General features: G+C 65.0%; 15 protein-coding genes and 2 pseudogenes. 12 read left to right on the top strand and 5 right to left on the bottom strand.

What is annotated here, in order from left to right:
- Positions 1 to 2: 2 nt before the first annotated feature.
- Together OHQ90_RS28615 and OHQ90_RS28610 are read right to left on the bottom strand one after the other, a co-directional pair.
- Positions 3 to 344, bottom strand: coding sequence for an ArsR/SmtB family transcription factor (locus tag OHQ90_RS28615; RefSeq protein ID WP_328402680.1), 342 nt, complete (start codon positions 342 to 344; stop codon positions 3 to 5).
- Positions 345 to 450: 106 nt separating this feature from the next.
- Positions 451 to 933 carry a GAF domain-containing protein gene (locus OHQ90_RS28610; protein WP_328402678.1) on the bottom strand — a complete coding sequence of 161 codons (483 nt, stop codon included), beginning with the start codon at positions 931 to 933 and terminating at the stop codon, positions 451 to 453.
- A gap of 1094 nt (positions 934 to 2027) precedes the next feature.
- Here OHQ90_RS28610 and OHQ90_RS28605 point away from each other — a divergent pair.
- The 7 genes and pseudogenes from OHQ90_RS28605 (at position 2028) to OHQ90_RS28575 (ending at position 6194) form a co-directional block, all read left to right on the top strand.
- Positions 2028 to 2624 (top strand): hypothetical protein, encoded by a 597-nt coding sequence (locus OHQ90_RS28605; RefSeq protein WP_328402676.1) that lies wholly within the window; start codon positions 2028 to 2030, stop codon positions 2622 to 2624.
- Positions 2625 to 2914: 290 nt separating this feature from the next.
- Positions 2915 to 3070, top strand: a pseudogene (locus OHQ90_RS28600) (dimethylsulfone monooxygenase SfnG); the annotation flags it as partial.
- A gap of 72 nt (positions 3071 to 3142) precedes the next feature.
- Positions 3143 to 3510, top strand: a pseudogene (locus tag OHQ90_RS28595) (SfnB family sulfur acquisition oxidoreductase); the annotation flags it as partial.
- 45 nt (positions 3511 to 3555) lie between these two features.
- Positions 3556 to 4065, top strand: a complete 510-nt coding sequence (locus OHQ90_RS28590; protein ID WP_328402674.1) for an NADPH-dependent FMN reductase — start codon at positions 3556 to 3558, stop codon at positions 4063 to 4065.
- A complete protein-coding gene (locus tag OHQ90_RS28585) occupies positions 4058 to 4579 on the top strand; it encodes a flavin reductase family protein (RefSeq protein ID WP_328402672.1) in 522 nt (173 codons plus the stop codon). The genes OHQ90_RS28590 and OHQ90_RS28585 overlap by 8 nt, the downstream gene beginning before the upstream one ends.
- Before the next feature lie 484 nt (positions 4580 to 5063).
- On the top strand, positions 5064 to 5252 hold the full coding sequence (locus OHQ90_RS28580; protein ID WP_328402670.1) for a hypothetical protein: 189 nt from the start codon (positions 5064 to 5066) through the stop codon (positions 5250 to 5252).
- Between the two features lie 3 nt (positions 5253 to 5255).
- Complete coding sequence (locus OHQ90_RS28575) at positions 5256 to 6194, top strand: magnesium transporter CorA family protein (protein ID WP_328402668.1); 939 nt, start codon at positions 5256 to 5258, stop codon at positions 6192 to 6194.
- Between the two features lie 4 nt (positions 6195 to 6198).
- On the opposite strand, the gene OHQ90_RS28570 is transcribed toward OHQ90_RS28575, so the two are convergent.
- Positions 6199 to 6330, bottom strand: a complete 132-nt coding sequence (locus OHQ90_RS28570; RefSeq protein WP_328402666.1) for a hypothetical protein — start codon at positions 6328 to 6330, stop codon at positions 6199 to 6201.
- 892 nt (positions 6331 to 7222) lie between these two features.
- Between OHQ90_RS28570 and OHQ90_RS28565 the strand changes: the two genes are divergently transcribed.
- Positions 7223 to 8539 carry a YhgE/Pip domain-containing protein gene (locus tag OHQ90_RS28565; RefSeq protein WP_328402664.1) on the top strand — a complete coding sequence of 439 codons (1317 nt, stop codon included), beginning with the start codon at positions 7223 to 7225 and terminating at the stop codon, positions 8537 to 8539.
- 9 nt (positions 8540 to 8548) lie between these two features.
- Here OHQ90_RS28565 and OHQ90_RS28560 read toward each other — a convergent pair whose 3' ends face one another.
- The gene (locus OHQ90_RS28560; RefSeq protein WP_328402662.1) at positions 8549 to 9508 is read right to left on the bottom strand and encodes an NAD-dependent epimerase/dehydratase family protein; all 960 of its coding nucleotides are present in this window, start codon (positions 9506 to 9508) and stop codon (positions 8549 to 8551) included.
- Between the two features lie 144 nt (positions 9509 to 9652).
- On the opposite strand from OHQ90_RS28560, the gene OHQ90_RS28555 reads away from it, so the two are divergent.
- From OHQ90_RS28555 to OHQ90_RS28540, 4 genes are all read left to right on the top strand, one after another.
- Positions 9653 to 10309 carry a TetR/AcrR family transcriptional regulator gene (locus OHQ90_RS28555; protein WP_328402660.1) on the top strand — a complete coding sequence of 219 codons (657 nt, stop codon included), beginning with the start codon at positions 9653 to 9655 and terminating at the stop codon, positions 10307 to 10309.
- Positions 10290 to 11900, top strand: coding sequence for an MDR family MFS transporter (locus tag OHQ90_RS28550; protein WP_328402658.1), 1611 nt, complete (start codon positions 10290 to 10292; stop codon positions 11898 to 11900). Before OHQ90_RS28555 ends, OHQ90_RS28550 begins: the two co-directional genes overlap by 20 nt.
- A gap of 207 nt (positions 11901 to 12107) precedes the next feature.
- Positions 12108 to 12476 (top strand): nuclear transport factor 2 family protein, encoded by a 369-nt coding sequence (locus OHQ90_RS28545; RefSeq protein ID WP_328402656.1) that lies wholly within the window; start codon positions 12108 to 12110, stop codon positions 12474 to 12476.
- Between the two features lie 335 nt (positions 12477 to 12811).
- A complete protein-coding gene (locus tag OHQ90_RS28540; protein WP_328413157.1) occupies positions 12812 to 13714 on the top strand; it encodes a S1C family serine protease in 903 nt (300 codons plus the stop codon).
- 23 nt (positions 13715 to 13737) lie between these two features.
- Here OHQ90_RS28540 and OHQ90_RS28535 read toward each other — a convergent pair whose 3' ends face one another.
- On the bottom strand, positions 13738 to 14430 hold the full coding sequence (locus tag OHQ90_RS28535; RefSeq protein WP_328402654.1) for a TVP38/TMEM64 family protein: 693 nt from the start codon (positions 14428 to 14430) through the stop codon (positions 13738 to 13740).
- Positions 14431 to 14517 lie beyond the last annotated feature (87 nt).

Below are 14517 nucleotides of genomic sequence, written 5' to 3'. Positions count from 1 at the left end.
GCTCAGGGATCGATCGTCCCCGGCATCGCAGTGCCGCGGAGGTGATGGCGGAAGGCGAGACGGACGATGTCGGCGATGTCCGGGTGGGCGATGGCGTACACATTGTGGCGGCCGGACTTTCGAGCGTGAACCAGACCTGCCAGCTTGAGCTTCGCCAGGTGTTGACTCACCGCTGGGACGGTTTGCCCGATTTCGGCGGCCAGGGTTCCGACGTCGCGCTCGTCCTGACTGAGCAGCCACAGGATCTGAAGGCGGGCGGTAGCGGCGAGCATGCCGAAAACTGCTGCCGCGTCGTGTAATCGATCTGCCGGGATGGGACCCGGCGATTCGCCGTGCTCGGTCACTTCCGCCTCCACCGTGTCGGTAGCGTCGCACGATGCGAATACTTGCACAACTGATCGACCGCGTTCCCGACGCGTATGGCCCCGGTACAAGGCCGGTGCGTTCGGTCTAGATGGCGGCCAGAAAGACGTGCGCGACGGCTTCCAGTCCGTATTGATCGATCGCATCGAAACGGGCCGGAACCGGGCTGTCGAGATCGAAGACTCCGATGAGTTCGTCATCCCGAACGAGCGGCACGACGATTTCCGATCGGGTGTCACCGTCGCACGCGATATGCCCGGGAAAGGCATGCACGTCGGGCACGAGTTGGGTTTCTCGCGTATCGGCGGCGGTTCCGCACACGCCTTTGGCGAGTGCAATTCGGACGCACGCCGGTTTGCCTTGGAACGGCCCGACGACGAGTTCTCGCCCGTCATAGAAATAGAAGCCGACCCAATTCAGATCGGGTAGCGCGTGGAATACCAGCGACGACAGGTTGGCCGCGTTGGCGATGCGGTCGGGCTCACCGGTGACCAGCGCTTCGGCCTGCTCGACGAGCTGGCGGTACTGCTCGGACCGGTCGCCGGAGAGGTCGGGAACGGTGAATGACATGGGTGAATCCTAGGGCGTTCCCACGAGGCGGTGTGCTTCGATTGTACCCGTTTCGCCACTGACCTCACATTGTCGAGCCTTCCCAACATCGGAGGTACCGGACGGAGTTCACCGGGCTTCGGTTGCGCGACAATCGGCTGACGCGCCAACGTGAGATCGGAAGGCTGGTGCACCCCGACTACTCGGCACGACCTGACCGCCGGAACGACCAGCAGGAGATATCGGTGAGTCAGCCATTGCCGATCGACTCGGGCGAACTTCGCGCGATGGTGTCGACGCTGGAGCACCTCATCTCGGCGGCGTCTCGAACCGTCGGTGAACTGAAGGCTGCCATTGCGAGCGCCGAAGCGCTCATGGACAGTGGCCGGCGCGATCACTTCCCGGACTCGCCGATCTCGGGTGCCCATGACGTGGCACTGCCGCCCGTCACCGACACGAGTGCGGTGGTCTCGAAAGTCAATGGGCCGTCGGCGGGCAACCCCGTCGTCCGCAAGCCGGGCCCCACGCCCTGGTCACGCAGGCCACCGGTTGCACCTGCGAGCTCATCCTGCCGACCCGCGTCCGTTGCATCCTCTCGACCGTCCGCGCCACGCACGCCGAGCGCCAGGGGCGTCGCTGTGTCTGCGTTTGGTGTGTCGACTGGTGGTGGGTCCGATGTGCCTGTGTCGGGTGTGGTGAGTGCTGGTGCTGGGCCTGTCGTACCGAGTGTCGATGCTGGAGCTGTGTCTGCGTTTGGTGTGTCGACTGGTGGTGGGTCCGATGTGCCTGTGTCGGGTGTGGTGAGTGCTGGTGCTGGGCCTGTCGTACCAAGTGTCGATGCTGGAGCTGTGTCTGCGTTTGGTGTGTCGACTGGTGGTGGGTCCGACGTGTCTGCGCCGCGCCTGCCGAGCCCTGATGTCGGAGTCCGGCATGCGCTCGACCTACCGAATACTGGTGCCACTGACGTGTCTGCGCCCCCTAAGCCGAGCACCGGCGCGACTGTCGTGCCTGCGCCACGGCGTCGTTGGCGGGCCAGATCTCGTCACCACGATTCCGTGATATCGCGACGACCGACCAGTGCCGGGACCGATGACGCAATGCGAATCGCCCGCGAGATGGCGGTTAAACACGATCTGGAGATCATCGGGTTCGACACGGCCGGCATCTCTGAACCCACCATTCGCGAAATCGCGGTTGCTGTCGACGACATGCTCGCGAAATATCCGATTCCACTGCGTGGCATCGAGATCACCGAAACGCATGACGGCACGCCGTCACGCCTGGTGCGGGAGCAGGTTTCTGAGGGGGAGCAACCGGGGCCCCCAGCGAACTGGATGGTTCTCGACAGGGCCGCGGTCGCGAACCCGATCCGTGCGGCCGGGGCGGTGGCCTCGGCAACCTGGACACGCGCCGATCGGCACGACTACGACGAGCGGCCGGTGTACGTGACGATCGTTCGCGAATTCGGTCGAGCACTCGATACCGCCGGCAATTTCCGTGCGCACCAAGAAGCGCAGCGAACACTGATCACCGAGAGTTTGCGTGGTGGAGGAAGTTTCGGTCACGGCTTGCTCGACCCTGGCACGGCATTGGTCGAAGGGTTCACCGAGGTCGTGTTGCGCGGAGAAAGGGCAGGAGGGGTGGCGACAGCGCTGCATGGAGCGTTGGTGCAAATGGCAAAGGCCATCTCCGTCGACCCCGATGAACCGTAACCATCGCATCGAACTCGGAATTCCGGTTCACCCATTGCTTCTTGGTGATCGCAATATTGCGAAGTCTGTGCAGGCCGACCTTCTCGAACACCCTCGCCGCCGCCGGACCGATCCGCCGGGACACCGATCCGATCGCGCAGATTCAAACCCTCGTGCCGACCGGATAACGGTGCTGGAGTAGACGGAGCGCCGGGTGCTCGGCCGTGCCCGGCCTCCGATCGACGGGTTCCCCCGACAACATTGGAGCAGCAGCTATGACCACGGAGAACATCGCCGACCAGATCCGCACAGTGGCCGAACGCATCCTCGCCTACAAGGAACTCGGCGTCGACCTGATCATCGGCGGTTTCCTGCACTTCCAGGATGAGATCGAGTACTTCGGCGCGAAGGTGCTGCCGCTGGTGCGCGAGCTCGTGGTGCGCAAGCTCGCCGCGGTGGGTAGCTGATGACCGCGGTCAGCGCCGACCGCATCCAGTCCGCGGTGCAAGCACGGTCGGTCGCCACCCAACTCGCGGCACGAAGCGGGTGTCATCAGAGCGGTGGACGACCACTGCTGATCCAGCGATTCGGCGAGTTGTCGGTAGCGGTCGCGGCGGGTACCGCTGTCGATGCCGCGACCGACGGCGTGTCGGGCGGCCATGCACCCGAAGTGGTGGCGCACGCGTCGCTCGCGGTCGCCCCGGCCGATGTGCTGTCCGACCGTGCCGCCTCGGCTGCGGTGTTCGAGGTGGGTGGAACACGCAGCGTCGCAACGGATCTGAATCTGCACCACTTCTGGCGCAATGCGCGCACCCACGCGCTGCACGACCCGATTCGGTGGAAGTACCAGCACATCGGCCGAGCATTGCTGCACGACACGCCACCACCGCTGCACGGGGTGATCTGACCCAACCATCAGCCGAAAGTGCCAGAGCGAGAGAAGGATACGAAAGTGACAGTGACGGTCGTCGTCGGAAACCCCAAACCCGCCTCTCGAACCCTGACCGCGGCCACCCTCGTCGCGAAGACGCTGCGCCCGGACACCGAGCCCGTGGTGATCGACCTCGTCTCCTTCGGTGCGGGCCTGCTGTCGTGGGGCGACCCCGCGGTCGCCGCGGCGGTACACGCCGTCGCGGCCTCGAAGCTGGTCGTGTTCGCCAGCCCTACCTTCAAGGCTACCTACACCGGCCTGCTGAAGCTGTTCCTCGAACAATTCGACGGCGGCACCGGACTAGCCGATGTCGTCGCTGTCCCGGTCATGCTCGGCGCAGGTCCCGTCCATGCGCTGGCGCCGGATCTGCTGCTGAAGCCGGTACTCGTCGAACTCGGCGCGACAGCGGCCCTGCCGGGCCTCTACCTCTCGGACCGCACATTCCAGGAAGACGGTGTGATCGAGCGCTACGCCGATCGGTGGCGTGCCGTCGCGCAGGCACTAGGCACAAGGGCCGCGAATCATGCATGACCTCTTCGAGTTTCCCGCCGATGGCCCGGGCCTGCGCCGCGCCTTCGCCAGCTTCCCCAGCGGCGTGGTCGCGGTATGCGCCGAGATAGATGGCGTCCGGCACGGCCTGGCAGTGAGCACCTTCGTCCCCGTCTCGCTCGAACCGCCCCTGGTTTCGTTCTGCGTGCAGAACAGTTCGGCGACCTGGCCGAAGCTGAGCCGCGCGACCCACCTCGGCCTGAGCCTGCTCGGCACCCATCAGGAAGACGCGGCCCGAGCACTGAGCACCCGCAATGGCAATCGCTTCCACAATGTCGACCTCTACCGTGGCGCTACCGACGCGATTTTCGTCGACGGCGCCTCCGCCTGGATCGAAGGCGTCGTCGAGGTCCAGGTGCCCGCGGGCGACCACGCCGTAGTTCTGCTCCGCATCAACCGCCTCGCCGCCCCCGGCGAGGTCGACCCACTTGTCTTCCACGGCAGCAAGTTCCGCACGCTGCATCCGCACAACGAAGTCAGCGAGATAGCCGGCTGACAGACAGGATCCACTGATACTCCGAGAACGCCGAAAGCAGACCCAGAGGTACGACACTCGCATTGTGCGGCCGGGGATTCTGTCGCGTTGGTGAACACTTGCGCAACTGATTGACGGACACGCATGTTCGGGTTTCTAATGAATGGTGGCGCAATTCGTGCGCCGGGATCAACCACACGAAGCGGGGTGAGCGGCAGATGCCGGATGACAGTATCGACGTCTACAGCCGGGCTGCTCTCGCGAAACGGGTTGTGCCCGCTCGTTGTTGACCTGTGCGCGTCGTCCGTGGCCGACGAGTCGTCGGCAGCGACACACATCCAGCAAACCTCTCGACCCGACAGGCCGGTGCCTCGGACCTTCCGAGCGCCCGGTCTGTTGCGTTCGGTACGGCCTGGCAAATCTCGCTGTGGTCGGCCGATACCCGGGCGCGGCTCGATGCTGCGCGCAGCCACATCAAGACGACGGCAAGTATTGGAGCCCTACCATGGCCACCCTGTTCGACAAGGTCGAATCACCACATCGCGCACCGAATCTGGAGCGCCAGGCGATCTGGTTCACGATCGGCCTCTATCTGCTGATCAGTGCGGCCCTGCTGACGATGCACTATGTGCATGTGCAACAGCCGGTCGGCTCGTCGTCGGTCTCACCCGCACGCTCCTCCTATGGTCAGTAGCCGATGACAACGACCGCCGCGGCCGTGCTCACCGACCGATTCGACACCGAAGTTCTACAGCAGCACTGGATTCCACTCTCCGCCACCGACTCCGACACCGCGGCGGTGCTGCGGGAGCGGCTGGGTGTCGATTTCGCGACGGCGAGGAACCGAGTATGGGAGACGGACGATTTCATCTACTTGCCGGTCGTCATCAACCACAAACGTGGCGAAACCATTGAACGCGACACGATCATGTTCGCCCTCGGCAGCGACTTCCTGGTGACGTTGCAACCGGACGGTCCCTTCACCCTGTTCGATAAGGCCGTCGCCAAGATGCGCCGCAATCCGGCGCTTACCGGCTCCCCGCACGGCATGATGTACGCGCTGCTATGGGCGCTGAACGAGGAATCGGAGCGGGTGATCCACTACGCAAGCGACGCACTCGAAGTGATGAACGACGACATCGAAATGGCCACCAACGGCTACGACCGCCGCGGCCGCGAGATCGGCGTTGCGGACATGCGCGGCACTATGTCCCGGATGAACGCGGCCGAGCAGATCGTCTCGCGCGTCCAGGAGACCCAACTGCAACTCGCCCGCGCTGCCCGCCACCTGATGGCCGACACGCGCGTCAGCGACCTCGAAGGCTTGATCGCCATCCTGATCGCCGATATGGACGGCGTAAAGCAACACGCGGGTTTCGAGCACGACAAGGTGCGCTATCTGCAACAGTTGGTGATGACCTGGCTGGATGTGAAGCAGAATCAGATCGTCAAGGTGTTCACGATCATTACCGCCGTCTTTCTGCCGCCGACGCTGATCGCGACGTTCTACGGCATGAATTTCACCTGGATGCCGGAACTGGAATGGCAGCACGGCCTCCTGGCCACCACAGTGATGACTCTGGTGGCGGCGGTGATTCCGTTGGTCTATATCAAACGGAAGGGATGGTTGCGCTGAACGTTCAGCTCGTGATGACGCCGAACCATGCGGAGGCGGCGATGAGGATCAGCGCGATCCCGATGGCAGCGTGAGTGGTGTAGGCGTGACGCACGGCGACCCCTTCAGAAGAAGTTGAAGCGTTCGGTGTGGACATTCCCAGGGACTCCCACGGCAGATATGTATGCGGACGCTTGGACCGCTGACAACACGCTACTTTCCGCGCACGCGGCGGCGCGTATTTCGCGCACGGTGTCGTCGCAGATTCGAGGAATTGTTATCCGCTCACGCCTGGTGACGGGCGTCGGCTCGACGTCACGATCGGGATCGGAAGTATGAGCGGTCGGGCGTGATGTGGCCGGCGTCGACGAGGAGGGCGAATGCGGCCGCTTTGCGGGCACAGCGACGAATCCGACAATTCATGTGCTGCTGCATCACCGTGTGCGCCTGGTCGATTGTGAGGGAGGTTTCGGGGGCGGTGTGGGCATTCGCCCGCGCCGCGGGAATCGACGATTTGTTATCGCGTCGTGGACTTTCGTCTCGGCGAGGCGACGGCGAAGACGGCGATAAAACGAGCGGTCGATGGAGCTGGGACGTGGGCCACGCGACTACGGTTGCGAACGTAATCACGACAGTGACCAGGGAAATGTGCAGTGGGGTCATCGAATCGACCGCCTGTCTTGCGGGTGATAAAAACCAGACCGGGTAGCAGGACACCGAGATGGGAGTACATCGCACTCGGCAGCGGTATCAGTGTTGCCGGCACCTGCTCGGCACCGACCGAGACTCCAGCAGGGCCGATCAGTGTGTACGCCCAAGAGAGCCGATTGTGTTTGCCAGGCTGTGACAGCGTCTGCGCCACCGCTCTCGTGAAGCGGCCAGCATCCTCGCAGCGTACGCGGATACCGGCCGCCGACGAGACAATTTTGATATTCCGTTCACGATTGTGTAACCGCCAGGACAACAGACTGTCGGTCCTACAGCCATCGGAAAGGCGGACTCACCCGGGTAGGCAGGCACCGGTGGCCGGCACGGATTACGGTTCGCCCATGACGACTGACGAGCCTGCCGATCGACCTGTCCGCCACCTGCGGCTGCGGGGCTGGATCGCCCCGATCGCCGTGGTCACGCTGCTCATGGCGCTGTTGGCGACGATGTATCTCGCGTACGTGGTCAATCCCACGAAGAACCTGCACGATTTCCCGGTCGCGCTCGTCAATCAGGACGACGGCGACGTCCTTGGTGACAAGCCGGCCAACGTGGGCAACCAGATCACCGAGGCGCTGGTCGCGAACCTGCCATCCGACAAGATCGACCTGCATGTCGTCGGATTCGCCGAAGCCCAGCGGCAGCTACGGCAGGGGCATGCTTACGGGGCCATCGTCATACCCAGTGATTTCACCAAACGGCTGGCAATTCTCGGCGCCGCCGGTGTCGTGCCGGGAGCCGTCGAGCAGCCCGTGATCACCGTGCACACGAACCCGCGCGCCGGCAGCTTCGCCACTGCGGTCATGCAGCGCATTGCCGACGAAGCATTGAGCCGGGTCGACGAAACAGTCGGCAAGCAGCTCATCGATACCGTGCATGCCAAGTTGCAGCCGAGTCCAGGCACGCCCGGGACCGAGCTTGCGGGCGCCAGCCAACTGATGCTCGCCCATCCGATCCAGGTGGTGGTCGCGCCGTATCGTCCGCTGCCCGACGGCACCGGACAGGGTCTGTCCGCGTTCTTCTACACGCTGCTGGTCTTGCTCGCGGGCTTCACCGGCGCAATGACGATCCACTCGATGACCGATTCCGCATTGGGATTCGCGCCGACCGAATACGGGCCGTGGTACGTGCACTATCCGTCGGCCCCGATATCCCGGTTCCGAACCTTGCTGCTGAAGTGGGCGATCCTGGCCGTCACCGCACCCATCGTCTCGGCACTTTTCCTCGGCGTCGCCACGCTGTTGGATGTGCCGCTGGACCACCCGTTGGCCCTGTTCCTCTACTGCGTGCTCGCGATCATGGCCGTCGGCGTCACCGCGCTGTCGGTGCTCGCCGCTTTCGGCACCGCGGGCCTGCTGGTCAACCTCATCTTGTTCATCGTCCTGGGCCTGCCGTCTTCCGGTGGCACCGTCCCCATCGAAGCCACACCGGAATACTTCGCCTGGCTGGCTACTTTCGAGCCGATGCACCAGGTCTTCCTCGGCGTCCGGTCGATTCTGTACTTCAACGCCAACGGTGCGGCCGGGTTGTACCGAGGCACCGGGATGGCGGTGCTCGGCTTGGCCATCGGGCTGTTGGGGGGCGCTGTGGTCACGCGCTTCTACGATCGAAAGGGGTTGCAGCGCAAACCTGCCGTGGCCGCACAGTCCGGTCGTTGACGGACTCGCTCACGAGCCGCCTGCGGCCTCGGCGTAGTACGGCGATAGTCGGAGCATCGCGCGCTCGGCGAACGCGCGACTCAGCGGCATCAAGTGGCGCTTCCAGCCGAGTGTCGCGGCGATATCGGCGGTGATGGTGTCGAAGCCGCAGCGCTGATACCAGAGCATCCGCTGGCTCGCCTCGGTGTCGAGCCAGTCGGTGGCGTAGGTCTTGTCGCTGAACGCCGACTCCGGCAGCATCCGCAGCCCCATCGCACGGAGGACACCGGCGACGAACTGTCGGTAGGTGACCTGGCATGAGGTGCCGCCGCCGATAAACATCGTTGTGCCCCAGACCAGTTCGGTCTCCAATGCGTTGGCCATGGCCAACGCGGCGTCCGCGGGGTGGAGCACCTCGATCCGGTTGTCGAGGCCGATCTCGAACATGATCGGCTCTGCCTTGCGCACGCCGATGATCGGCACGTCGGCGAAACGCGGGATGAACCAGGTCAGTCCGCTGCGCCGCACCAGCGCCTCGCCCTCGATCTTGTGTCGGCTGTAGGCATCGGTGGCCCGTAGTGGATCCTCGACGTGGCGCGGCGGCGGCTTGTCCAGCGTGCAACCATGCACGTCGAAGGTAGACGCGAAGATCAGCCGGGGCGATTTCGACTGTGCGCGGCAGGCGGCGATCACGTTGGCGGTGCCCTCGACATTGACCTGCCTGGCGTATTCGGGATCGTCGTCGCTGGCCGGTGGAATCACCGCCGCGAAATGCAGCACCACCTCGACACCGGCCACCGCGTCGGCGACCGAGTCCGCGTCACGGACGTCTACCCAGCGGACATCGGTGACGGACACGAATCGCGCCGCACGTCGCTCGTCCGCGGGCGTGCGCGCGGCCAAGCAGCGGACCTCATGTTTGCGCCGCAGCAGCTCGGCGAGCACATGTGAGCCGATATTGCCGAACGCTCCGGTGAGCAACAGTTTCACTACCGCACCACATTCTCGCGGGACTGCCTTTCCTGCCACGGTATCTGCTCCGACCTGTCGATGGCCGCTCGCAGCATCGTCGATTGCCTGCCGGACCAATATTGCAGTTTATGAAATATTGCAGATCATGCTAAATTATCTGGCATGTCACAGGCGAAGCGCGACGCGCCACCGATGGGGCTGCGCGAGCAGAAGAAGCGCAGGACCCTCCTCGACCTCAGCCTCGCCGCACGGCGTTTGGCGGTCGAGCATGGGCTCGACGCGACGACCGTCGATGACATCGCGAAGGCGGTCGGGGTCTCGCCTCGCACGTTCTTCAACTACTACGAGACGAAGATGGACGCGGTGGTCGGCCCGGTCGGCGAGATCGGCACACCGGAACTGCGGGAGCAGTTCATCGCGGGCGGTCCGACCGGCGTCCTCATCGACGATCTCACCTGGCTGTTCGCCTGGGGATTCGAGCCGGAAAGCGAAGTGCGCGAAGGCATCTCGCTGGTGACAGAGATCATCAAGACCGAGCCGAGGGTGTTAGCGGCCTTCGTCGCCTCCGGTGTCCGGCTGGAGGCCGCCATCGGCGAACTTCTGACGGCGCGGATGGGTGCTACGGCAACACCCGAATTCGCCGCGCTCACAGCGGGACTCGTGACGACCATCACCTCCAGGGCGGTGATGTCCTTGGCCGATGACCCAACCGGGTCACTGGCGACTGCAATACGCGATCACTGTGCAATGGCTGCTCGGTTGTTCGACCAGCCGACCGGCTCGAAAAGGAGACATGTCGATGACCACGACGGCTGCTGATTCGCCGCCTACCCCCATTGTCCTGACCCAGAAGCGGATCTGGCTGATCTTCTCCGCGCTGATCGCGGGGATGTTCCTGGCCAGCCTCGATCAGATGATCGTCGGCACCGCGATGCCGACCATCGTCGGCGATCTGGGCGGCATCTCCCACATGGCCTGGACCGCCACGTCGTATCTGCTCGCCACCACCATCGTGATGCCGATATACGGCAAATTCGGCGATATGTTCGGCAGGCGTTGGCTTTTTCTGTTCGCGATCACAGTGTTCACCGCCGCCTCGATCGGTGCGGCCGCCTCGACGGGCTTCTGGGAGTTCATCGTTTTCCGCGGGCTGCAGGGTGTCGGTGGTGGCGGCCTGATGATCCTGGCGCAGGCCATCATCGCGGATGTCGTGCCTGCCAAGGATCGTGGCAAGTACATGGCTCCGATGGGCGCTGTGTTCGGTATCACTTCGGTCGCGGGCCCGCTGCTAGGCGGCTTCTTCGCCGACCATCTCGACTGGCGCTGGTGCTTCTGGATCAACGTGCCGATCGGAATCGCGGCGCTGGTCATCGCATTCCGCTATCTGAACATCCCCAGCCACCGGCCCGAAAGCCGGCCCGACTATCTCGGTGTCGTGTTGATGTCGTCGGCGACCACGCTGCTGATCTTGATCACCGATTGGGGTGGCAAGCAGTACGCCTGGGGTTCGACGGTCATCGTGACGATGATGGCCGCGCTCGTGGTCGTGGTCGCTGCGTTCGTGATGGTGGAGGCGCGCGCCGAGGAGCCGATGCTGCCGCTATGGCTGTTCCGCAACCGGACCTTCGTGCTGACCTCGGTGATCGGATTCCTGGTCGGTCTCGTGATGTTCGCGGCGCTCGCCTTCATCCCGACCTACCTGCAGATGGCTACCGGCGCCTCCGCGTCGGTCTCCGGCCTGCTGTTGATACCGATGATGGTCGGGCTGATGCTCACCCTGATGACGTCGATGGCCGCGATTACCAGGACCGGCCGATACCGGGCCTACCCGCCGCTGGGTGCGGCGCTGATCGCCCTCGACATGCTGTGGTTGACCCGCTTGGACGCGAATACCGCGATGTGGGTTGTTTCGGCGATGCTGTTCGTGATGGGCGCTGGGCTCGGCTTGCTCATGCAGATCATCGTGCTCGTCGTACAGAATGCCGTGGCGCCCAATCAGATCGGCACCGCGACCAGTGCCAACAACTACTTCCGGGAAATGGGCGGGGCGCTCGGGGTAGCGATCTTCGGCTCCATCTTCACCAGTCGGCTGACCGCCGGCCTCACCGAGGTGTTCGTAGCGCACGGGCCGGAGGCGGCGGCGTCGAAACTCGATCCGGGCGCGCTGGTGCCGTCGGTGGTCAAGCACTTGCCGGACAACCTCCACGACGCGATCGTCGGTGCGTACGTCGACGCGCTCGTACCCGGCTTCTGGTACCTGATCCCCGGCGCGTTGCTCGCCTTGCTGCTCGCGTTGTTCATCCCGCACCTGAAACTCTCCGATGAGGCGGGCATGGTCGCCCGCGGCGAAGCGGTGATGGCGGAGGCCGACGATCGTGAGCCGGACCCGGAGCTGGTAGCCGAACGCTGAGATCACCTGCGCGACACCGCCATCGGATACGACAATGTCGTGCTCGATGGCGGTGTCTGCCAGTGTCTGCCGCACCTACTCGAGCGCGCGCTGAATCATTACCTCCGGCGTAATCGACTCGCCGACCGGAACCGGGCATGGTTGAGGCATCCGGTTCGAGCAATCGCACTGGAGGACCAAAACCATTACGACAGAGGAGAATTCAGCATGTCGCAGTATGAGGATGCGGTGGGCCGGTATTTCACGGCGTGGAATGCCACCGACGCCGAGGCGCGCGCCGCGGCGGTCGCCGCCGCATGGACCGAGGACGGGTCTTACACCGATCCGCTTGCCGACGTCAGCGGGCATGGGGATCTGGCCGCGGCGATCGGGGGCGTGCAGCAGCAGTTCCCCGGTTTCGAGTTCCGTGTGGTCGGCGCTGTGGACGGGCATCATGACACCGCTCGGTTCTCGTGGGAGTTGGTCTCGGTGGCCGACGGGAGCGCGCCGGTCGCCGGCTCGGATGTGATCACGCTGGCACCGGACGGGCGCATTGTCGGTGTATACGGCTTCCTGGACCGTGTGCCGTCGGCGTAATCGGATCCCGATCCGCGGCACGAGGGCGCGGCGGAGTCACGCTGGCATCGACGATGAGCTGCGCCATATGGTGCAAGCGCGGGCGCAACGCACAGGGCCCGCCGCTGACCGCACCCCTGCTCGAGCGTGCCGAGCAGGGTTTCGCCGCGTGTTGCACGCGTTGACCTCGCCGGCGGCCGGGCATTCGCTGATTGCGCCGGAGGCGAACAGGGTGCGCAACTGGCTGCGAAAGGCGCATCCTGGTGAGAGCAGGTTATGAGTCGGGCAGCAGGATGGGGGCCGTCGTGGACGACGAGTCGATTCGGTCCTCGGCAGAGCGGGCGGAAAATGCTGCGATGGACGCCTATTCGCGCACAGTGATCGCGGTCGCGGCATCGGTGACACCGCACGTGGCGAGCGTGCGGACGCGGCGGGGGTCCGGGTCGGCGGTGGTGTTCACCGACGACGGCTTCCTCTTGACCAACGCGCACGTCGTCGGCTCGGCCAGTAATGGCGAGGTGGTCTTCACCGACGGAGTGGAATCGCGGATCGACGTTGTCGGCATCGATCCGCTGTCGGATCTCGCGGTGCTGCGGGCCCGTGGCGGAGCGCCCGGCGCGGTCGTTCTCGGCGACGCCGACAAGCTGGTCGTCGGCCAGCTGGTGGTTGCGGTAGGAAGTCCCCTGGGGTTGGCGGGCTCGGTCACCGCGGGCGTGATCAGTGCGCTCGGCCGTGCCGTGCCGGTCGCGTCGCGGCGGGCGGGGCGGGTGATCGAGGACGTGATCCAGACCGACGCCGCACTGAATCCTGGCAATTCCGGTGGTGCGCTGGCAGATTCGTCGGGTCGAGTGGTCGGGGTGAATACCGCGGTGGCGGGCGTCGGCCTCGGCCTTGCGATTCCGATCAACACGACGACCCGGCGCATCATCAGCACCTTGCTCAGCGAGGGGCGGGTGCGCCGGGCCTACCTCGGTCTGGTCGGGGTGCCCGCGCCGCTGCCGGCGAATGTCGCCGCGCGTACCGGGCAGCCTGCGGGCGTGCGCGTCGTGGAGGTGGTACGCGGCGGTCCCGCCGACCATGCCGGATTGCGCCGCGGTGATCTGGTGCTCAGCGTGGCGCGCTCGGAAGTGCGTGATGCGCAAGGCATTCAACGTCAACTGTTCGCCGACGCGATCGGGGTCTCGTTACCGGTGACGGTGCTGCGCAACGGAGCGATGGTGGACGTGTTCGCGGTGCCGATCGAGCTGACCGTGGACTGACGCGCTGTGCCGTCGTCGGTGCCCTACTCGGACACCGAGACCTGCGCGGGGGCAGCCGCTGCGGGGGCGGATTCGTGGGTCTGCGGCCATCGCGCATCGATGACGAGGCCGACGATCCCGACGGCAATACAGACGGCCGACACCATGAACATGGCGGGATGGGTGCCGCCGGTGAGCGCGTCGCCGAGGATGACGGTGCCCACGGTGCCGGGCAGGATGCCAGCGACGGTGGCGACCATATAGGGCCAGAACCGGATCGAGGACAGCCCGCAGCAATAGTTGATCACCGAGAACGGCGCGAACGCGATCAGCCGCAGCGAACCGACGGCCAGCCAGCCGCGGCGTTCCAGACGATCGTCGATGGCGCGCACGGCCGGGTGGGTGAGGTGCGCAGCCACTCGGTCCCGATCGAGCGCGCGCACGAGCAGGATCGCCAGGGCGGCGCTGATGGTGGTGGCCGAGACCGCGAGCACGATGCCGAGCGCGGGACCGAAGAGCACCCCGGCGCTCACCGTCAACACCGTGCGCGGCACCGGCGCTACGGTGACCAGTGCGTGCACCACGAAGAACAGCAGTGGAAAGAGCGGACCGACCGTGCTCGCCCATTGCTGCATCTGCTGCGGGCTCGGTAGCGGGACCAGCATCGCCGCGACGAATAGCACGCCGCCGCCGGCGAGCAGCACGACGATACGCGGGTCACGGATCAATCTGGTCACCCGTGCGAGGTTACCGGTTGGTAGTGGCAGCCACGCTCAACCGACCGGATACCTCCCGCTAGCATCAAAGGAAACGGGACGAATGCT

The organism is Nocardia sp. NBC_00403 (genome assembly GCF_036046055.1).
Taxonomy (GTDB): Bacteria; Actinomycetota; Actinomycetes; order Mycobacteriales; family Mycobacteriaceae; genus Nocardia.
The sequence above is the reverse complement of the archived record's forward strand: the minus strand, read 5'-3'. Positions and strand labels throughout refer to the sequence as shown.